The 19,080-nt window shown below is 45.9% G+C and carries 18 protein-coding genes and 1 pseudogene; 10 read left to right on the forward strand and 9 right to left on the reverse strand.

Features of this window, described 5'->3' with window-relative positions; all coding sequences use genetic code 11:
* Positions 1 to 77 precede the first annotated feature (77 nt).
* Positions 78 to 221 carry a hypothetical protein gene (locus ACY2RR_RS19135; protein ID WP_490109783.1) on the forward strand — a complete coding sequence of 48 codons (144 nt, stop codon included), beginning with the start codon at positions 78 to 80 and terminating at the stop codon, positions 219 to 221.
* Positions 222 to 301: 80 nt separating this feature from the next.
* Here ACY2RR_RS19135 and ACY2RR_RS19140 read toward each other — a convergent pair whose 3' ends face one another.
* Together ACY2RR_RS19140 and yjeH are read right to left on the reverse strand one after the other, a co-directional pair.
* Positions 302 to 679: a hypothetical protein gene (locus ACY2RR_RS19140; RefSeq protein WP_490109784.1), complete on the reverse strand. Its 378-nt coding sequence runs from the start codon at positions 677 to 679 to the stop codon at positions 302 to 304.
* A gap of 69 nt (positions 680 to 748) precedes the next feature.
* Positions 749 to 2,005, reverse strand: coding sequence for an L-methionine/branched-chain amino acid transporter (gene yjeH / locus ACY2RR_RS19145; protein ID WP_490109785.1), 1,257 nt, complete (start codon positions 2,003 to 2,005; stop codon positions 749 to 751).
* Between the two features lie 138 nt (positions 2,006 to 2,143).
* On the opposite strand from yjeH, the gene ACY2RR_RS19150 reads away from it, so the two are divergent.
* The gene (locus ACY2RR_RS19150; RefSeq protein WP_490109786.1) at positions 2,144 to 2,572 is read left to right on the forward strand and encodes an Lrp/AsnC family transcriptional regulator; all 429 of its coding nucleotides are present in this window, start codon (positions 2,144 to 2,146) and stop codon (positions 2,570 to 2,572) included.
* A gap of 30 nt (positions 2,573 to 2,602) precedes the next feature.
* On the opposite strand, the gene ACY2RR_RS19155 is transcribed toward ACY2RR_RS19150, so the two are convergent.
* The 7 genes and pseudogenes from ACY2RR_RS19155 to ACY2RR_RS19185 all read right to left on the reverse strand — a co-directional run bounded on the left by ACY2RR_RS19155 (position 2,603) and on the right by ACY2RR_RS19185 (position 11,024).
* Positions 2,603 to 3,727, reverse strand: coding sequence for a hypothetical protein (locus ACY2RR_RS19155; RefSeq protein ID WP_490109787.1), 1,125 nt, complete (start codon positions 3,725 to 3,727; stop codon positions 2,603 to 2,605).
* Positions 3,728 to 3,805: 78 nt separating this feature from the next.
* Positions 3,806 to 4,468 carry a DsbA family oxidoreductase gene (locus tag ACY2RR_RS19160; protein ID WP_490109788.1) on the reverse strand — a complete coding sequence of 221 codons (663 nt, stop codon included), beginning with the start codon at positions 4,466 to 4,468 and terminating at the stop codon, positions 3,806 to 3,808.
* Positions 4,469 to 4,536: 68 nt separating this feature from the next.
* Positions 4,537 to 5,931, reverse strand: a complete 1,395-nt coding sequence (locus ACY2RR_RS19165) for a pyridoxal phosphate-dependent decarboxylase family protein (RefSeq protein ID WP_490109789.1) — start codon at positions 5,929 to 5,931, stop codon at positions 4,537 to 4,539.
* Between the two features lie 393 nt (positions 5,932 to 6,324).
* Positions 6,325 to 8,643: pseudogene (locus tag ACY2RR_RS19170) on the reverse strand (S8 family peptidase).
* Between the two features lie 11 nt (positions 8,644 to 8,654).
* On the reverse strand, positions 8,655 to 9,677 hold the full coding sequence (locus ACY2RR_RS19175; RefSeq protein WP_490109790.1) for an AAA family ATPase: 1,023 nt from the start codon (positions 9,675 to 9,677) through the stop codon (positions 8,655 to 8,657).
* A gap of 439 nt (positions 9,678 to 10,116) precedes the next feature.
* Positions 10,117 to 10,302: a hypothetical protein gene (locus tag ACY2RR_RS19180; protein ID WP_490109791.1), complete on the reverse strand. Its 186-nt coding sequence runs from the start codon at positions 10,300 to 10,302 to the stop codon at positions 10,117 to 10,119.
* A gap of 2 nt (positions 10,303 to 10,304) precedes the next feature.
* Positions 10,305 to 11,024: a hypothetical protein gene (locus ACY2RR_RS19185; protein WP_490109792.1), complete on the reverse strand. Its 720-nt coding sequence runs from the start codon at positions 11,022 to 11,024 to the stop codon at positions 10,305 to 10,307.
* Between the two features lie 766 nt (positions 11,025 to 11,790).
* Here ACY2RR_RS19185 and ACY2RR_RS19190 point away from each other — a divergent pair.
* The 8 genes from ACY2RR_RS19190 (at position 11,791) to ACY2RR_RS19225 (ending at position 19,073) form a co-directional block, all read left to right on the forward strand.
* Positions 11,791 to 13,338 (forward strand): phage tail sheath family protein, encoded by a 1,548-nt coding sequence (locus ACY2RR_RS19190; RefSeq protein ID WP_490109793.1) that lies wholly within the window; start codon positions 11,791 to 11,793, stop codon positions 13,336 to 13,338.
* Between the two features lie 58 nt (positions 13,339 to 13,396).
* A complete protein-coding gene (locus ACY2RR_RS19195; protein WP_490109794.1) occupies positions 13,397 to 13,843 on the forward strand; it encodes a phage tail protein in 447 nt (148 codons plus the stop codon).
* Positions 13,844 to 13,953: 110 nt separating this feature from the next.
* Positions 13,954 to 15,435 carry a phage tail sheath family protein gene (locus tag ACY2RR_RS19200; protein ID WP_490109795.1) on the forward strand — a complete coding sequence of 494 codons (1,482 nt, stop codon included), beginning with the start codon at positions 13,954 to 13,956 and terminating at the stop codon, positions 15,433 to 15,435.
* A gap of 63 nt (positions 15,436 to 15,498) precedes the next feature.
* Positions 15,499 to 15,945 (forward strand): phage tail protein, encoded by a 447-nt coding sequence (locus ACY2RR_RS19205; RefSeq protein WP_490109794.1) that lies wholly within the window; start codon positions 15,499 to 15,501, stop codon positions 15,943 to 15,945.
* On the forward strand, positions 15,946 to 16,443 hold the full coding sequence (locus ACY2RR_RS19210) for a hypothetical protein (RefSeq protein ID WP_490109796.1): 498 nt from the start codon (positions 15,946 to 15,948) through the stop codon (positions 16,441 to 16,443).
* A 52-nt stretch (positions 16,444 to 16,495) separates the two neighbouring features.
* On the forward strand, positions 16,496 to 16,654 hold the full coding sequence (locus ACY2RR_RS19215; protein WP_490109797.1) for a hypothetical protein: 159 nt from the start codon (positions 16,496 to 16,498) through the stop codon (positions 16,652 to 16,654).
* Between the two features lie 2 nt (positions 16,655 to 16,656).
* Positions 16,657 to 17,403, forward strand: coding sequence for a CIS tube protein (locus ACY2RR_RS19220; protein ID WP_490109798.1), 747 nt, complete (start codon positions 16,657 to 16,659; stop codon positions 17,401 to 17,403).
* Positions 17,404 to 17,417: 14 nt separating this feature from the next.
* Positions 17,418 to 19,073 (forward strand): phage baseplate assembly protein V, encoded by a 1,656-nt coding sequence (locus tag ACY2RR_RS19225; RefSeq protein WP_490109799.1) that lies wholly within the window; start codon positions 17,418 to 17,420, stop codon positions 19,071 to 19,073.
* Positions 19,074 to 19,080: the final 7 nt, after the last annotated feature.

The following is a 19,080-nucleotide window of genomic DNA, read 5'->3' on the forward strand; positions in this document are numbered from 1 at the left end:
AAAAGAATAAGAAACAATCAACTTATCCTTGCGAAGGCAAGTGCATACCATAGAGTTGTATCAAGAGGAGAAAAAACATGACTGGTAACAAAAAAACAGTAAGTGAAGACAAGCAAAGACGTCCACAGCAACAAGAAGCAAAAGCGGCAAGCTGTAACTTTCGTAATAACTATTACGGCGATCAGGTGTGTTCCACAGGCATGCAAAATGGAGCTAAATAAGAGCCTAAGCACTTCTTGTGTTCGGGATGTCTTATCCCCGAAAACCATGTGGTATTCGGGGAAAGACTTTAAACGGGGTTTCAAAAACTAAATGTATAACCTTCTTTCACAATAAAGGGAGCACGGAATTCATCTTTGCGAAAATAATAAATTCCCTGTCCCTTATCGTTTACAACTTTGTAACAGCCCCAACCGTTTCCAAAGTCTGAGCAGTACTGGTTGTCTTCTGCTTTCCACTGCCCTTCTGCTGGTAAAGCATCTCCTTCACTCATCCAAAGTGTGAGCCCGGATTTAGAAAAATATTGCACCGTTTTCTTCTGGTAGTGCACACCCGCAATGCTGTTGCCAGACAGCAGTTTATCTATCTCTGATGTATTGAGCGCAACTTCAGACGCACTGACATGAAAAAACATCAATAAGCTGGTTAGAGCAACTGGAGCTATAAAAACTTTTTTCATCGTTGTGGATGCTCGAGTTAGTGAGTACGACATATACGTCACCAATCAAACAATAGATGCAAAGCGCCTCTAGAAGCTAGCCACAGCACTACGGCGTTTCAGAAGAATTATTCCTCCACTGAAAACCGCCAGTAACAGCGCATATAGCATTGCCTCGCCCAGGCTATAAATGAATAAACTGCAGGCACACAGCCCAAGCAGAATGGCTGGCCGGTATTTCCGTGATAACAGCTTCCAGGCCGCGAGCATAGAAACGCTATAGATCATTACAAACGCCCCATTCACCCAATGGGCAAGTGCAGCAAAATCTAGTCGAGCAAAATAACTCAGTATTAATATCAATCCGGTGATAATGACAAAAACAATCAGGGCCTTCTCTGGTGCATGATGGTTGTTCAGGGATTTCAACTTTGGTGGCAGAACTCCTTCCTCACTAAAGCTCCATGCCAGTCGAGAAACACTGGCCAGATACACATTAATGGTCGCCAGCCCACTGATCAGGCCTAGTGTGCCGATAATCCAACGTCCGGAATTGCCAAGGGCATCACCAAGCACCACTTGGAATGCACCAACCATCGCCAGATCATGCTCCGGGGCCAGAAATGATAACCAGGTACAGCCTATGTAAATCGCTCCAACCAGAACAACACCACCAAGAGTTGCTGGTATAAAGTCACGCTTCACATCTTTAAACTCTGCGGCAAGGTGAGTAAGTGCCTCAATGCCCAGAAAACTCCAAATCGCCAGCCCTATAGCCGCCATAAAACCTGCAGATGAATCGGTTATCAAAGGCAAAGCTGGTGCGCTCTGACTCACGTCGTTCGTAAATGCTGCAACTAACATCAAAACCACAACGGATAGAATCGCCAGTGTCAGCACAAGCTGGATTTTTCCTGACAGCTGTAAACCTTTACGATTGATAAAGAACAATCCTCCCATAACCAGAAGCTCAGTTATCAGGATTTGCAGAGGTGTGAGAGTGATCAGAGGCCGCAGAAACTCAAAAGCCATAATTAAAGCGGCCGCAATGCCTGGAGGAACCGCAAAGAGAAACAGTAACCCTGTTGTTTGCCCGGCCGCTCGGCCAAAAGCCTTTTCAACGAAATAAGCTGGCCCACCAGCATGAGGAAATCTGCGACCAAGCTCTGCGAAAATATACGCCAGTGGCAGAATAGCCATCAACAGCAAAACCCAGACATCAACAGCCATCTCGCCTGCACGAGTGATCGTGAACTGTGGCAGGATAAAGACGCCTGTTCCCAGCAGGGTTGTGGCAATTAAACCCATACCTTGCCAGCGAGTGATTGTTTGATTTAGCCTTGCCATCCTGCGTCTCATTCTCAAAAACTCAATTTTAAAGATGATGTGCAAGGCAAGCCGTCGGCATTCCAAAGCTATAAGCTGCAGTTTGCTTTTTTTCCCGACGTTTTGCTCGCTCAGATTGGCAAACAGGCAGTGTTGGTAATGGATAGTTTTGATAAAAAAATAATCACTGCTCTACAGATCAATGCCCGTCAGAGCATATCGGCGATTGCTGAGCAGGTTAATTTGTCTCGTAATGCTGTTTCCGAACGTATAAAGCGGATGGAAGATCGGGGCGAAATACTTGGCTATCAGGTACTGACGGCGGTTGAAGCAGACAACAATGACTTATTCAAAGCCTATTTCGAGATCAGCAACGGAGGCTACAAGTGTAAACCTCTGGTACAGCTGTTACTGGCGTACCCCGAAGTAAAGTACTGCCGTGGCATCAGCGGCTCTGTTGATCTGTTGGTGTATGTTGAATCTGCAACTATGCAGCGGGTGCACGACATTTTGCAGCACGTTGACCAGGAGTTACCCCCAAACGCTAAAGTCGTGACTCATATGGTGATGCAAGAGTGGGAACGGTAATCTCCTGGTTCCTCTACATGGAAGGTCAATCTAAGATAAATCCAACCGTGAGAGTTCCCGATAAAATTCTTCCAGACCTGCCTGTAGTACTTTTATTCCGTCCATAAACTCACCCGGCCTGTCATGAACTTCGTTATAAACAACGGCTGACACCGTAGGCTCACTCTCTGTTTTCACTATTTTCAGTGGTGGCATGTTATGTTCAGATTGCCAGTGATCAATAAGATCCCGAACTCCTCTGGACTCTTCAAATTGCGCCTTGGTAACCAGTGCAATTTCCAGCCTGATTCGTGTTTTACCCTCTTCTGTTATTGCTGCAACCACCCTCATAAATAGCGGTGAGTGTGGGTTTGATTCCACAGGCAAAAGTAACGCTGAATTATCAGAATAAACATGTTGCGGGAATTTAGTATTGTAGGCCTGTAAGAAACATTGCTTCCTTTCTTTTGCCTGGATACTCGTTAATCGATCAACCTCTTTTAACATGTTCTGACAGACTTCCAGTTGTGATACCAGGCTCCCTTGCTCTTCCCCTGCTGGGAACTCAACTTGCAGGCTTAATCCCTGTTTTGTGGTAACGAGGGTAACTTCGTTATGAAACTCTTTACATCGCGAAAGAAGGAAATCGATCTCCTGCGGCAAAACTGGTGCTGCCATCATCGCAACAATGTGATGTTCAGGGTCTTTCGAAGTATGGGCAACTGAGATCCGGAAGCGGAGGTCACACGTTCCCTCTGACATCTTAATCCCATAGTGGTAATGGTTTTGTTTACCCATAAGTTTGTAAGTTTCGTTGCTCTTCAACGTATTAAGGTCAGAAGTGAAACATTCCCTGAATTTGCAAAATCTGGGCAAGTGCTCAAACAAAGTATTGAAAGCCGTGTGGTTTTCTTTGGACTGACACTCCAGCGCCAACTCATCCTTGCGTTTTTCAAGATAGCTGGAACAACAGGTTTCTTTCACCGAGCGATCAAGAACTTTCTTGCCTTGAATAGATAAAGCTTGGAAGTAGTATGGCAATGTCTCTGTTGCCAGCGGCAATACATCAAGAAATGTGGAAACTCCAGACACTTCCGTTCCATCAGATTTCTTATGGCTGGAGCCCATTAACGGTGAAACTTGGAGATAAGCTGGAGCTTTAAGAGGTGTTGCCATGAGAATACGCCCACTAAGGTTGGTAAGCTTAGTGAGACAGTCTTCTATAGTGTTTATTCGGTGGAACTGACAGCCTTGTTAGTTTTGGGCTTTGGTTTTCTCGTAAACCTTATGCTCATGTATACGAACTATCGCATTCCGGATGTCTAGAGATGACTGCGCGCCAGAAATGATAAAACCTTCAATAGTGTATTGAGGCACACCCTGAACTCCACTCTCAAAAGCTTTATTTATCTGCTCTCTAACTTCCTTTCTGCCTTCATCACCTGCTAAGAAACATGCCACTTCGTCAGGATTCATGCCGCAACTTTCAGCAATGCGAACCAGTGTTTCTGGATTTCCTATATCCCACCCTTCAGTGAAATATGCCGCAAGAATAGAGTGAGCAACTTCCTGTTGTTTTCCATGTCTGGCAGCCAGCCAGTTCAAGCGATGAGCGGAAAAACTGTTGGGAGTCCGTGTTATCTTTTCGTAATTAAAAACGAGATTATCACCCTGAGCCGCATCCCTGGTTTGCTGATCCAGTACCTGGCTGTAAGCCCAGCTCCCAAACTTTTGAGTTCTGTAGGACTTTCTGTCGATACCCTCTTCAGGCATGGTTGGGTTTAATTCATAAGGTTGCCAGCTGACTGACACATCAATGTTTGCAGGCAGCATGGCGATCGCTGCAGCCAGCCTCGCCTCACCGATATAACACCAGGGGCAGATAAAATCTGAGGTGATGGTTATGTTGATACTCATGAAATATAAAAGCCTTGGTTGCAGTCATAAACTGTAAATCAACACGCATGCCGACTCTGGTGCTCAGGTTACCTTGCAGATGACTCACGCCCTGCGCGGGTAATATCTTCTAATAGGCGATCTATATCTTGTTCTGTCGCACGATCATTGGCCAGAATCAGACGTATTCCTGTTCTTCCCTTATAACGCGCGTAATCAACATACCCCTTTCCCTGCGACCGCAACTGATGGCAAATATCGATATTGAGAGAACGCAGATTCTGTTCAGACAGTTCATTCTCAGGCTCATATCTGAATAGCACGTTGAGATAACTGGCAGGAGCAAGCAGATTCAACTCATCGCTCTGATGTACTTCATTGACGCAATAACTCTTAAGCTTTTGCAGGTAATCGACTTTCCGGGCAAATCCACTGCTACCAATAGCCTTCCAACTTAACCAGACTTTTAATGAGTCTGCCCTGCGTCCACATTGGATAGAGCGCTCACCGAGATTAAAGTCAGAATTTTCATCTTTGTGAAACAGATACTCACCGCCGCCCCCAGAACAGCATGCCTGTAACATTCCAGGCTGTTTCACGAGAATTACTGCGGCAGTAATGGGCACATTCATCAGTTTGTGTGCATCCCAGGCAACAGAATCTGCAAGGTCACTGCCAGCTAACAAATGACGGTAATTTTCAGAAAATAGAACCGGTGCGCCCCAGGCTCCATCAATATGAAGCCAGAGATTATATCGACGGGCCACAGCGGCACACTCTTCAACAGGGTCAAACGCACCCGTTACTGTTGTGCCTGCAGTTAAGCCCACGTAAAAAGGTTTATGCCCACGCTGGAGGCTGTCCTGTATTGCTTTATCAAGAGCGTCAGGACACATACTGCCAGCGTCATCACTGGCTACAGCAATCAGATTATCTGTACCCAGGCCAAGAACATTCACCGCCTTTTCTGCTGAATAATGAGCCTGATCAGAAACATAGGCGACCAGTGTCTGCCCCTGCGGACCTTTGGTTTTATATTCTGGAACAGCCTTGTGACGCGCCAGCATCATGCCAATAAGATTTGCCTGGCTGGCCCCGGGAACCATCACGCCTTCCCCGTCATCGAATCCAACCAGTGCATTCCATTGTTTAATAAGTTCCAGCTCCATCAACGTAGCAACTGGCCCTACCTGGTAGGTATGCATGGTTGCATTACTCAATGCGGCAACCCAGTCACCCAAAAGTGCTGGATCATTCTGGCCGGAGTACAGCAGTTTGAAAAAATCTGGCTGGGAAACATCAGGGTTATGTTGGAGATAGGCCTTTACTGCAGCCTCAATTTCTTCAATGCTGGCCCCATGTTCGCTTAAAGACACATCAAGGTTTGCTGCCAGATCCTTTGCTGCCACAAGTCGGGAAGCAGGCCTTGGCTCTTTTACCCATTCGCCAACTGCTTTGTTGAGGATATCCAGATACTGCTGCATAACAATCTGCTTACATGGAAAGTTCGGCGCTTACTATATAACTGGTTGATACAGCCATAAACGTTTTTGAATCAGGTTAATTCCCGCACAAACTATTATGCAGGCTACGCAACAAGTTATGTGGCCATATCATGTAGTTTACTCTCCAAAGGTGAAACTCCCCGCAGCTTGCTATGAGCCCACTGCGAATCCATGTCAAAAAGTAGACCGCTTCGCTTGTGCGAAAGCCTAAAGCGAGAAAGGCTTATCTCGATGATTCTTTATTTTCTGCATGCGTTACCAAGGTGATCCCGGAAAACTACGCTATACCAAAGGAGAGTTTATCTGATGAGACAAGGGCTCCCATATCTGGAAATAGAAGCCCCCATATACCTGTCACGGCTTATATTCTGGTCATACCCTAGTCCTTACTCTTCCTTGTAGGATTGCTTCAACCTGATGTGTCAATTCGGCATTTGCATTTTCTTTATCACGTAAATTCACAACTAGTGAATAAGACTCCTGATCAGCCAAAGTGGACTCTGCCCATGTATGATCATGTCGAGTCACCACAATAAAAAACTTCTTAAGCCTCTCTCTGGCATTTACCTGCTTAAAGTCCCACGTTGAGGCTTGTAGGGTGCCAAGGCTACGTTTCTGAAGGCTGACACTTCTACCAGTAGTGTGCTCACTTTTTCTTCCATCAATAATAGGGTTATCACTAAAATACGCTGAAATTTCATCCAAGGAATTAGCTTTCACTAACTGAAACCCAATCCGCGTAGTCTTGTAATCAAGGCGTGTGGTTTTTACCATTGGCGTATGAGCCAGTGATACGGAAACCTGTCTAAGACGTTTACCACCTTCCCAAAACTCTTTAGGAATTGGCACTTCATAAAAATGGTGGGACTTATTATTGAGTTTCCCTTGAGCGAGGATAGAAACATCATCAAGAGACTTAAACAGTGCCTCTTCGTCAATAATACCATACCCTGCAAGCATCAAGGGAGCATCTTTATTATTGGGGAATAGCGTTTCAATTTCAGATGGAAAAACAGTGTGCGCAGCCAAAAGTGCTCTAATCTGGTTCACATTAGCAGTAGGGTACACAGACAGAATACGCGCGGCTAAGTTAGCAATATAAGGAGCAGCATAAGATGTCCCAACATCTTATGCCATCATTCGACCTGAAGCAAAGTCTTTGCAAAAAGAAATTTCGCCTAGTAAATTTTTAATCAAGTTGCCACTTCTTGTATCAACTGCATAATTGCCACCATAAGCAACAAATTCGGGTTTTATGGAACCCTTTATACCTGGTCCACTCCTAGAAAATGGTGATGGCTGATTAATCGCTGCAAAACTCTTCTCTGCTGGGTCACTTTGATATCGAGCTGAATTAAATGTCATATCATAGCGTGCCAATGACCCAACAGTAACACTATTAATTGAAGGAGCAGGATCAATAAGCACATTATCAACTAACGAATCTGGATAAGATTGCATCCAAGACAATGGGGTATCTTGTGAGGAAAAATTACCTGTTGGCACGACGAATAAAACATTCAATTCCCGTGATAACAAATCAAGAACTACAGCTAAACCACGGACTCTCCCACTTTTGTATGGTTTATTACTATCCCCATAAGATAGGTTAAAAATTTTGCAGCCATAATGTTCTACAAAGTACCTAACAGCCTCTTCAACCTGACTCTCTATGAGTTTAGTGTTGGATTCACAATTCTCATCTAAAATGCGTCCACTGAAGAGTTTTAACTCTGGAATGAATTGACCTGCTTCTATTCTAGAAGCCACGTCACCATAAAGAGCTTTGCCGGCCACCATAGTTCCATGACCATTTTCGTCATCGCTCCCTTTACCGTCCAAAAAGCTTTGTGAGTCACCAACAGCAGACTTCAACAAGGGGTGAGCACTCGTCAAGCCTGTATCCAATACTACGATACTTGGAGCATTTTCCGGAGGTGCGGGGACTTCAGGAATATCTTGAATATCTTTATGAAGTAGGGAGAGGTCAAGCTTAACTTTAGGGGGGAGATCAACCAATCGCACATCACGGTGATTCAATAGTTTTTCAAGCTGGGAAGGGTTTACACATAAGCGAAATAGTACGATAGATGCATTGAAAACACGATCGAGCTTAGCTATATCATTCTTTTCGAGCCACTCTTCAAAAGCGCTAACCAAAGCTGTGCGTTCAGCTGCGTGACCTAGCGGCCAAAGCTCCACATCAACATTAAACAAATCTGATTCTGGCACCCCATAGTACCCAAGAGCCCAACCTGTACGATCTTTTTCGGTGAATGCATCAAAGCCGTTAAGAGCCTCTAATAACGACTTTCTAGTGGGCTTACCGCCATCTGCTAGTGTAGTTAGTCTTGCCTCAAACTCTTCTAGTGCTTCTTCTGTGCTAAATACTAAAAAAACACCTTTATCTTCCTGGCTAATAATCTCGACTCCAGGGATTGATGAAAGATTCCCTCCTTCAAAGTCATCGATTTCAACTTTGAATAGTAAGCGGCCATCAAAACCTTGGTCTTGTTTCTTTGCCGCTGCCTTAGCTCCTGAAAACGAGTGCAGCATTTTTTGCGCGTGGCCCGATGGATCATCGAGAGTCTTACCACCAGGGAACCCAGACTTGGGCCTTTTATTATTTATAAGTTGTTCTCTCTCGAAAGTAAGGTGGTTTCTAGCCACAGCGATAACTCCTTTCTCCATGGTTAGATTTATTATCTAACAACCATTTTTTTTGAAGGATTAGACAATCTCTTCTTTCTTGCTTTTTCGTTGCTTAAAGAAATTTTTATATGTTCAACTTTCAAAAACTCTCCGCCATCCAATAGCATATCTTTTATTGACCTTCTCAAAACTCTCTCAATATCTGCATGGGATAAACCTTTAAACAAATCTAAAAGTGCCCTTTCCAATTCGAATTCTCGGCGAACACCTCTAAGCTTGATTTCCAAGAGGCTTTTAATTTGCTGAATTGTCGGATAATCAAACTCTAAAGCTTCTTCAAACCTTCTCCAAATAGCTGTATCTAATATATTCTCATGATTAGTAGCTGCTACAATCAAGCTCTTACCAACAAACCCATCCAACATTTGCAAGAAAGTATTTACAACCCGTTTTAGCTCTCCATGCTCTGCGACGTCAGATCGTTCTTTACCTAATGCATCAAACTCATCAAAAAGCACAACAACAGGAGACGACTGAATAAACTCAAATACTTTTCTAAGGTTTGATGACGTCTCACCTAAATATGAAGATACAACACTATCAAGCCTAACAATGCATAAAGGCCTATTTAGCTCAAAAGCTAGTACTTCTGCACTAACAGTCTTCCCACAACCTGGTGGACCGAAGAATAGAACTCTTTCTACAGGCCGCATTCCCCAACTTCTTAAGATCTCTTCACGGTTATATTCTTTTAAAATTCTTTTTATTGACTCTTTATTCGTCTTTCCTAGAACGACTTCTTCGAGCCCTCTAACTGGCTCTTTGAGCTCAAGAAGGGGCAGCCCTCGTTCTTTGTCAACAGGCACACTCTGCTTTAAATTTATCTGCGCAACATTGTTAGAACTCTGCAGAGGGTCTGAACCATATAGAATTTTTTCTAGATCATTAGCTAAAAGATTATGATGTTTTTGTCGCTCCTCAGCGATAAGCGCTTCAGATATACGCCTAAAATTTGCATCATCTCCATCAACACCAGACCGAATTAACTGCCTAAGTAACTTTCCGCTAGCCATGTCAGCACCATCTAATATTGATCATAATTTATTCACATTACTGCCAAAAACTGTTCATATGACTATAAAGCGCTTACTTCATAACCTAAAGGTAGTAAATCCAACCTAACCAGCTCACACTTTACTAGTTAACAAATATTCCCTCCATAGGTTGTTATACACTTGCAAATTAAATGCACCTACGAAACGCAACCTTCATAAAAATCAAAAAAAATCAACTCAATAATATGAGTGATCATCTCCTATTTTGACTTTCAATAGCCTTCGGGAACCTTCTATGCTTCCTTGTCCCTATAGCAGGCTCAACCAAACGATAAATACATATTTCTCCCTGATCATCCTCCCCCTATTTTCTAGGAGACAGGCCTATAATTTCTGTGTTTCTTTATATCTAAACACTCTCAGAAGTACTCAGTAGTCCATTTTTTCGCTCTAAATATCAGTCATTCTCTTCATTCCACATTTTCTTGTAGAGTGTATGAGTCAAGCTTACAAAAATTATGCCAGCCAGCACTACAACTCCTATACCCGCTAATGTAATTTTTCCAATCGCGTAGAGCCAGTACAAAAACACTGTAAAAATGGCGAGCATAGCGATACTGGCAATAAAGGATCTGGTATTCATAATTAATTCCAGAAGGCCTCAAAAGCCATTTCTGCCCCTATTGCAAACATAACTCCACCAACAAAAATACCTATTCCAACGCACACTGGAGCTCCTGGCCCACACGCTAAACCGGCTGTAGCTCCACCTGCTACTGATCCCAGTAAACCGCCACCGATAACTGCACCTTCTCTGGCTGTAGCCATAGTTTTATCTTCCGCAGTAACAATGTTGTAAACCGATATGGTAATAGTAAGAGCAATAAGGCCTTTTCCAGCTACACCAACAATCTTGGCTATTTTATTCGCTCTAAGCTGGGGTCTACCGGATGCAAAGACTATCTCCTTCCAAACTTTGTTTTTCTGGATGTCACTAAGAGATTCAAACGATCGACCAAACAACTGCTTCGCATAATGATTCTCTAACTGTGGAAGAGCCTTGCCATGTTTTTTCAAACTCTCCGCATAGGCCAAGCCAATTTCTGAGGACTTGCCTCTCATTGCATCCATCAGCACATTACGCATCTCAGATGCTTGCTTGGCACCTTGTGCAGCTGTCAGCTTTCCAGAAGCAACATGATTTCTAATTTCGGCAGAAAGAGCTTTGGCTCTACTGTTGTATTCTCCTCTAACTGCAGCATCGGGTATAAAACGCATCCCATAATTAAAGGCGGTACTCTCCATTGCAGAAAGAGCGTTATTGAGAGCGAGAGTATCATTCTGCTGCATTGCTGCTTGGTTCATGTCACTTCCTTATTGACCTTATTTACACTGTGGTATGCTGCTGAAGCGTTAGATAAACCCATGCTATTGCAACAGAGCACACAACTGAGCTCTTGACAGATTTATTCCAGAAAACTCCAAGCAAACATTAAATAATATCCACAGCTCTTCTTGTTATGATCATGAGGACTACTGTCATTGTTTCGTAGCTTATTAAAACAGTTATATTAGGGCGTTATTATTCTGTCATTGCCACTTTTCTCTGTCCACATACTGTAATTACTTGCACTACACTGCTCCGTTAATTCTCTCTTTACAGGCTACGCCATTAGTAATACGGACAGATCAGTGCCACTGTAAAACTCTTCACATTCTGAGACATATATTGATTATTAGTAATCCTATCAACCATTTCTTTGTAAACTGTTGTTTGTATTGCATTTAACTAAATAACGACAACTGTCTCCTTCACACTCCGTGTAACTATACTGGCTCAGCTATTGTCTAAGACCCCAGTTATTTTCTATAAATTATCTAGCATGGCCGAAACCTCCTTCCTCTCGGTTATGCCGTATCACCCCTCCCAGTGATACATCCGTTCCCTGGATAGAAAGCCGGTTGTACTCTCAGTGCCCTGTTCCCCGCAAGGCACTGAGGGGGCGGCTTTTGCATTTCGGGTTCTTACATTTCAGTTATGCCACAACGTGCGTATTGGCATCCCCTTGACAGACCAGCAAGGGGATGCCAATGGGTAACGGGTGGCATGAGTAACAATCAGGAAAAGGTCATGCCTCAATACAAAACGCCGAACGTGTATGTTCAGGAAAAGTCTATTTTTCCCCCTTCTGTTGCAGAAGTGGCTACGGCTATTCCAGCCTTTATTGGCCGCACACAGATTTCGGGTGATTTAAAGAATATTCCTCAGCGTATTACTTCTATGGTGGAGTTCGCCAGCATGTTCGGTGGGCCAGATACAGAAGGGTTTACATACCAGGCTCATCCTGTGCAGGAACCTGCACCATTAACGCACGCCGATGACACTCCCTTAACAGATGCAGATATCCAGGAGTTTCTCCTGAATCAGGTTACTGGTGTTGATCTGGTAACATCCACTAAGGACAACGCCGGTACAGTTGTGGGTTATCTGTCCCCTCTGGCAGAACATTTACTTTACCCCATGCTGGAACAGTTTTTTGCCAATGGTGGTGGTGCCTGTTATGTGGTCAGCATAGGTGATTATTCAGAAGAGCCAACAGGCAATGATTCTGAAAAAGCCTGGTTTGAAACAGCTCTGGATGAAATTGCCAAAGTTGATGAAGCTACTCTTTTGGTTCTGTCAGATGCTGCAAAGCGTTTGTCTGACAATGATTACTATGACCTTTGCAATACTGCCCTGAATCAGTGCCGCAAAACCCAGGATCGTTTCACCATTATTGACGTTCTGGATTCTGATAATCCTAACGATCCTGACAATGCTATTAATAACTCTTACAGAGCAGACCTTGCGAATATGAGAGATAAGGTCAGCCAGGATCTGAAATATGGTGCGGCTTATTACCCTTATCTCGAAGTAAATGCGCCACGCTATTTCAATGAAGCTGATGTTTCGCTGAAAGTAATCGGTAAGAAAGTCACAGCTGTGAACAGCGATGGTATCGCAACGGACACCGCAGACGTTGAATTCACGAAACAGATGACCGATATAGCCGGTCGTGCACAACATGCCATTCTGAAAAGTGCGCTTGCTGTCAACCGCATGACATTGCCACCCGCTGCATCCATGGCTGGTATCTACTCACGGGTCGATGGTAACCGTGGTGTGTGGAAAGCTCCTGCAAACGTTGCTGTGTCTGGCGTGATTGGCCCTGTTCGAGCCATCACCAACAGTCAGCAGGAAATGATGAACGTGCATGACTCTGGTAAGTCTGTAAATGCTATCCGAGCCTTCACCGGCAAGGGCACACTGGTATGGGGCGCACGGACGCTGGCAGGTAACGACAATGAATGGCGTTATGTACCGGTTCGTCGCCTGTTCAATATGGTGGAAGAGTCCGTTCAGAAAGCAACCGCCTTTGCAGTTTTCGAACCAAACACACCACTCACCTGGTTGAAGCTGCGTACCATGATCAGCAGTTATCTGGAAAGCCTGTGGAAGCAGGGTGCCCTGTTTGGTGCTACAGCCGATCAAGCGTTCTTTGTGAACGTGGGGCTGGGTCAAACCATGACGGAAGATGACATTAACAACGGCATTATGAATATTGAGATTGGCATGGCGGCAGTTCGCCCGGCTGAGTTCATTGTGCTGACTTTCTCTCATAAATCCATTTCTGGTTAACCCACCTTTTTCAGGTATTGGCCTTCGCTGATACCTTCATTCGTTACGGAGAACGATCATGGCTGATAAAGAAACATTTGATTCTGCTTATCCCCTTCCCGCTTACCGCTTTGTCGTATCACTTGGTGATGATGACTCGATGACTTTCTCAGAAGTCAGTGGTCTCGATGTGGAATACGAAGCCATTACCTACAAAGACGGTCTTGGCGTGAAACATATGCCAGGTATGGCAGCCGATACCAATATCACCCTGAAGCGCGGCATCATGGTTGGTAAAAAAGAGCTGTGGGAATGGATTAATAAAACCAAGCTTAATTATGGTGAACGTAAAGATCTGACCATTTCCCTGATCGACAAGGAAGGCGGCGACCCGCTGGTTACCTGGAAAGTACTGGGTGCTTTCCCAACCAAGCTCACTGCGCCAACCCTGGACGGCAGCTCAAATGATGTAGCTGTTGAAACCCTGGAACTGCGTGCCGACGATGTGCAGCTTGAGTTCGCTTGATCCCCTCATCCCCATTCCCTCTTTTTAACACTTACTGACCTGCATCCGTTTCCTGGCGTTTATGTCGGGAAACGGCCGCTCAGTGTGTGCATGAACCAAGGATACCGATCATGCCCCAGTACAAAACACCGAACGTTTATGTTCAGGAAAAATCAATTTTTCCACCTTCTGTTGCCGAAGTGGCAACAGCTATCCCTGCCTTTATTGGCCGAACAGAAATCGCCACCTATGCAGGTGATAAATCTCTGGTCAACAAGCCAATGCGCATCACTTCCATGGTGGAGTATGCCCAGTGGTTTGGCGGCCCTTACGGTGAAGCTTTTCACTTCGTCAGGGAAACAGAAACAGTCGTTGATAAAGAAACCGGCGATTCAAGTGAAGTGCTGGTCGCGGTAAAGCCAGACCCAGCCAAGAAGCCGGCTTCACTGGCCGACTTTATTCTCTATCACATGCTTGCTCAGTTCTTTGCCAATGGTGGCGGTGCTTGTTACGTAGTTAGTGTTGGCAGCTACGCGGATGCCATGGACGCTAACGGTGCTGTAGCTGGCAGCGCAAAAGACAATGCTGAAAAGAGCATGTTCGAAAAGGCGCTGAAAGCCATTGAGCAGGTGGATGAAGTCACCCTCATCGTTCAGTCTGATGGTATACCTCGTATGGCGACTTCCGGTGAAGGAGATGCCAAAACCAACCCATATAACAAACTGTGTGAAATGGCACTAGCACAGTGCGCAGACACCCAGGATCGCTTCACGATCATAGACACCATCGACACTTTCGACCCACTCGATGCAGACACAGCAAAATCTTCTGTTATGCGTGCCGATCAAGCTCTCATGCGCAAGGATATTTCAGGCCCTCTCCTGTACGGTGCTGCCTATTATCCCAACCTGGTTGTAGCCACTCCTCGCAGCTACGATGAAAACAAAGTCATGCTAGGTGACGATACCATGGCCTCCCTGGCAGGTACGCCAGCACACGCCATGCTGAGTACAGTCCTTGGCAGCAACTATATGCACCTGCCGCCTGCGGCATCCATGGCTGGTGTTTACTCCCGCGTTGATGGCAATCGTGGTGTCTGGAAAGCGCCAGCTAATGTCGCAGTATCTGGTGTCGTCAAACCTTCCCGCAAAATCACGGATGATGAACAGGCAGATATGAACGTTGATGCCACATCCGGAAAATCCATTAACGCTATCCGCTCCTTCACCGGCAAAGGCACCTTGGTATGGGGCGCGCGTACGCTCGCGGGTAACGATAACGAATGGCGCTACGTCCCTGTTCGTCGCCTGTTCAATATGGTGGAAGAGTCAGTTCAGAAGGCCACTGCCTTTGCAGTATTTGAACCGAATGTACCGCTTACCTGGCTGAAGCTGCGCACCATGATCAGCAGTTATCTGGAAACTCTGTGGAAACAGGGCGCACTGTTTGGCGCAACAGCCGATCAGGCATTCTTCGTCAACGTGGGCCTGGGCCAGACTATGACGGAAGACGACATTAATAACGGCATCATGAATATTGAAATCGGTATGGCAGCGGTGCGGCCGGCGGAATTTATCGTACTGACCTTCTCTCATAAGTCGATCTCCGGCTGATCTCTACTTCATCTCTCAGGCATCAGGACCTCCTGATGCCTTCTTAATTTATGGAGCCCTGTCATGGCTGACAAAGAAACGTTTGACTCTGCCTACCCTCTTCCCGCTTACCGCTTTGTCGTCTCGTTAGGCGACGATGACTCGATGACTTTCTCAGAAGTCAGTGGCCTGGATGTGGAATACGAAGCCATTACTTACAAGGATGGTCTTGGTGTGAAGCACATGCCTGGTATGGCAGCCGACACCAATATCACCCTCAAGCGCGGCATTATGGTCGGTAAGAAAGAGCTATGGGAATGGATTAACAAGACCAAGCTCAACTACGGTGAGCGAAAGGATCTGACCATTTCCCTGATCGACAAAGAAGGTGGTGACCCGCTGGTGACCTGGAAAGTACTTGGAGCTTTCCCTACCAAGCTGACTGCGCCAACTCTGGATGGCAGCTCAAACGACGTTGCAGTGGAAACACTGGAACTGCGTGCTGACGATGTTCAGTTAGAGTTCGCCTAAATGGCTGTTCTTGATATCGCCGGTGATTACATCACCGGCAGTCTGCCACCGTTGCCAGGCTACCGATTTGCAGCGGTACTGTTGACCGGTCTGGTGCCGCAAATTATGCCGCTGGATATGCGTTTCCAGAAAATTTCTGGATTGAAAGTCACTCGTAAGATCAATCCTGATCGGGATGATTTTTTGATCGACCCCTCGCGTGATCGCCAAGAACTGGTATTGGAACGTGGTTTACCCCGGCTACCAACCCCGCTGCAGGCGACCCATCTTCTTGAACAGGCATTTTGGGATTCCCGTTTACTGCAGACCGATATTCTGGTTGTGCTGCTAAGCGACAAAGACATTCCCTACCCACTCCACGCCTGGGTTGTACGAGAAGCGTTTTTAACAGAGCTTGATTGGGGGGAGCTTAACGGCGGAGACAACAATGTCATGATTGAAACTATGAAGTACAGCTATTCCTCGTTGATTCCTGTACCCATTCCAATAGCAAATTAAATCGAAAACTTCTTGCCGCTTTTGTCCTTTCACATCACAAAAGAATCCGCACATGCCTATCCAGATTGATCAGCTTAATGTGAGCGCTAAGGTTCGCAAGGAACCTGCTCAGGCCAAGAGCAAAACTCCGGCACCAGCTGCAGCTGGCGCTACCCCACCACCAGTTGTGCTTGAACTTCTGGAACGGGCAATTGATGCGAAGAGGTGGTAGTTATGGGTGTTCTTGGAGCGCTGCTGGGCAGCGAAGCCAGCATGGTGCTGGAAAGTTATACCGATGCTGACCGCAGCGCCGGCAAAAAGGAAATGAAGCTGCCTTACAAAGCAGAGTCACTTGAGTTCAAACTCGCTAATAAATTCAAACCCGACGATTCGATTAACACCATCAGTGGTAGCGGCAGTTATGAAGGGGGAGAAAGCGCGAGGCTGACCACAACCTTCTATCACGATACCACCATATTCAACGGTATCGCTGCGTTTACTGCAGGCACGAAAGCATTGCCACCCGGCAGTAAAAGTATGCCCATGAAAGATTGGGTGAAAGAGCTCACTGACATGATGTACTCCATGGAAGGGAGCACTCATGAACCAAGGTACCTTCTGATTAAGTGGGGGGAAATGCCTATTGGTGACAGTAAATCCGGTGCATTTTATGGCGTACTGGAAGACATGAATGTTAATTACAATGTTTTTGGATCAGACGGCCAGCCACTCAAAGCAGAAGTTACCTGTACATTTGTAGAAAGCCTGTCTCAAAAAGCACTGGAAAAGAAACAAGGGAAGAACTCACCGGATCTGACCCATATTCGCCAGGTTACTCCCTCCGACACCCTGCCCCATAAAGTGTGGGATATTTATCAGGATCCACGTTACATGGTGTCGATTGCCAAAGCCAACGGCCTGAACAACTTCCGTCGTTTAAAAACCGGAAGCTCTCTTATTTTCCCCCCCATCGATAAATAGTCACGAGAAATATTATGTCGGCCGTTAATGTCACCGTCACCGCCGGTGGTAAAAAGCTTACCCCCAAACTTCCGGTGGTCGCGCTGGAAACGGGTTATCACTGCCATGATATTCCCCGGGCAACACTGGTGATCTCAGATGGTGATACTGCCACAGGAAAATGGGAACAATCAGAACTGGCGCAGTTGGCTCCCGGTAAAGAGGTTGAGATAAAAGCTAACTTTATGGCCGATAAAGGCAGTGAAGCCACTCTCTTTAAAGGGTTGATTACCGGCCAGTCTTTGAAGGCATCACCTTCCGGGTCATTTTTAACACTGCAGATTCACAGTGACTTGATCAAACTGGTAGAGCCAAGGATCACACAGGTTTTTCCCGCCAAAAGCAAAGACGGCGATATTATTAAAAAGCTGATAACCGATGGCGGAGCCAAAGCTAAAACAGTGGCAGCTACCAAAGTGCAGCATACACAGCTGGCTGTTTATGATGAAAACCCATGGTCTTTTATTAAATATCTGGCCGAAGCCAATGGTCTGCTGATTATGCCAGGGCTGGAAGGTGTCACTATTGACGAGCCAGCAAAGGTCAAAGGAAAAGACCACAAACTGAAAATTGACCAGTTCAAAAGTGTAAACATCAACCTTGATGACACCAGCGCTCTGGAAAAAGTCTCTACCAGCGCCTGGAGTGTGAAAGACCAGAAAAGTGAGAGTCCTGCCAAAGGTGCCGCCCCCTCAAATATTGCCGGAGGCAAAGAGAAAGCGGCTACTGCTGCCAAAGCACTTGGCCGAAAAGAATGGGCTACCGTAGCTGGCCGTTCTATGGCAGCGGGAGAACTCAGCAGCTGGGGCACGTCAGAGCTGGTTTACCGGGAACTGGATCGTTATCAGGGAACATTTTCCACTGAAGGTATGAACGTTGTTCCTGGCGATACTCTGGCAATAGAAGACTTTGGTGCTGTGTTTAACGGCAAATATATGGTCACGGGAGTCAGTCACCGAATTGATGACAACGGCTGGCAAACCACAATGCATATTGGTTTACCGATTACCCGTACCCGCTTCTTCCAGGGACTTCACAAACAGGCACCCAGTGTTCGAGGTTTGTTAATTGGCCAGGTTCAGGCTTACAAGGATGATCCTGATGCGCAGTTCCGTTTCCCTGTACTAGTGCCAGCCTTTGGCTCGAAAGACAATATTCTCTGGGCCCGTCTCGGTACACCTTACGCCACCGCAGAAGCTGGTTTGTTCCTGCCTCCTAAACCAAATGACGAGGTGGTTCTAGGCTGGTGTGACAACGACCCACGGCAACCCGTCATTCTTGGAAGTCTGCACAACCCAAAAAATAAGCCTCCCATCGCCTACGACAAAAAGATGGAGAAGCGTGGGCTGATTATCACCAAAGATGCACTCACCTGGCAGTTCGACGAAAAAGAAAAAACCCTCACTCTCACAGCCAGCGATAAGGTGTCCACAGTTCTCTCTGAGAAAGATGGGCAGCTGATCAGCCAGGACAAAAACACCATCACACTTAATAAAGAAGTGATTGCTGAAAGCGACAAAGATGTAACCCTCAAGCCTGGCGCTAAAGCCATTATCAAAGCCGGAGCCGATGTGGCAGTTGAGGGTGGCGGCAAATGCACGATTAAAGCTGCGAAAACAGAAATCCAATAACAGGCAG

The organism is Parendozoicomonas sp. 2304DJ65-17 (assembly GCF_058148445.1).

Coding starts and splice junctions, on each gene's coding strand:
- ACY2RR_RS19175 (WP_490109790.1), bottom strand. CDS start 9,677: ATGGCTAGCGGAAAGTTACTTAGGCAGTTAATTCGGTCTGGTGTTGAT.
- ACY2RR_RS19180 (WP_490109791.1), bottom strand. CDS start 10,302: ATGAATACCAGATCCTTTATTGCCAGTATCGCTATGCTCGCCATTTTT.
- yjeH (WP_490109785.1), bottom strand. CDS start 2,005: ATGGCAAGGCTAAATCAAACAATCACTCGCTGGCAAGGTATGGGTTTA.
- ACY2RR_RS19205 (WP_490109794.1), top strand. CDS start 15,499: ATGGCTGACAAAGAAACGTTTGACTCTGCCTACCCTCTTCCCGCTTAC.
- ACY2RR_RS19215 (WP_490109797.1), top strand. CDS start 16,496: ATGCCTATCCAGATTGATCAGCTTAATGTGAGCGCTAAGGTTCGCAAG.
- ACY2RR_RS19210 (WP_490109796.1), top strand. CDS start 15,946: ATGGCTGTTCTTGATATCGCCGGTGATTACATCACCGGCAGTCTGCCA.
- ACY2RR_RS19195 (WP_490109794.1), top strand. CDS start 13,397: ATGGCTGATAAAGAAACATTTGATTCTGCTTATCCCCTTCCCGCTTAC.
- ACY2RR_RS19200 (WP_490109795.1), top strand. CDS start 13,954: ATGCCCCAGTACAAAACACCGAACGTTTATGTTCAGGAAAAATCAATT.
- ACY2RR_RS19220 (WP_490109798.1), top strand. CDS start 16,657: ATGGGTGTTCTTGGAGCGCTGCTGGGCAGCGAAGCCAGCATGGTGCTG.
- ACY2RR_RS19135 (WP_490109783.1), top strand. CDS start 78: ATGACTGGTAACAAAAAAACAGTAAGTGAAGACAAGCAAAGACGTCCA.
- ACY2RR_RS19140 (WP_490109784.1), bottom strand. CDS start 679: ATGAAAAAAGTTTTTATAGCTCCAGTTGCTCTAACCAGCTTATTGATG.
- ACY2RR_RS19185 (WP_490109792.1), bottom strand. CDS start 11,024: ATGAACCAAGCAGCAATGCAGCAGAATGATACTCTCGCTCTCAATAAC.
- ACY2RR_RS19155 (WP_490109787.1), bottom strand. CDS start 3,727: ATGGCAACACCTCTTAAAGCTCCAGCTTATCTCCAAGTTTCACCGTTA.
- ACY2RR_RS19150 (WP_490109786.1), top strand. CDS start 2,144: ATGGATAGTTTTGATAAAAAAATAATCACTGCTCTACAGATCAATGCC.
- ACY2RR_RS19165 (WP_490109789.1), bottom strand. CDS start 5,931: ATGCAGCAGTATCTGGATATCCTCAACAAAGCAGTTGGCGAATGGGTA.
- ACY2RR_RS19225 (WP_490109799.1), top strand. CDS start 17,418: ATGTCGGCCGTTAATGTCACCGTCACCGCCGGTGGTAAAAAGCTTACC.
- ACY2RR_RS19160 (WP_490109788.1), bottom strand. CDS start 4,468: ATGAGTATCAACATAACCATCACCTCAGATTTTATCTGCCCCTGGTGT.
- ACY2RR_RS19190 (WP_490109793.1), top strand. CDS start 11,791: ATGCCTCAATACAAAACGCCGAACGTGTATGTTCAGGAAAAGTCTATT.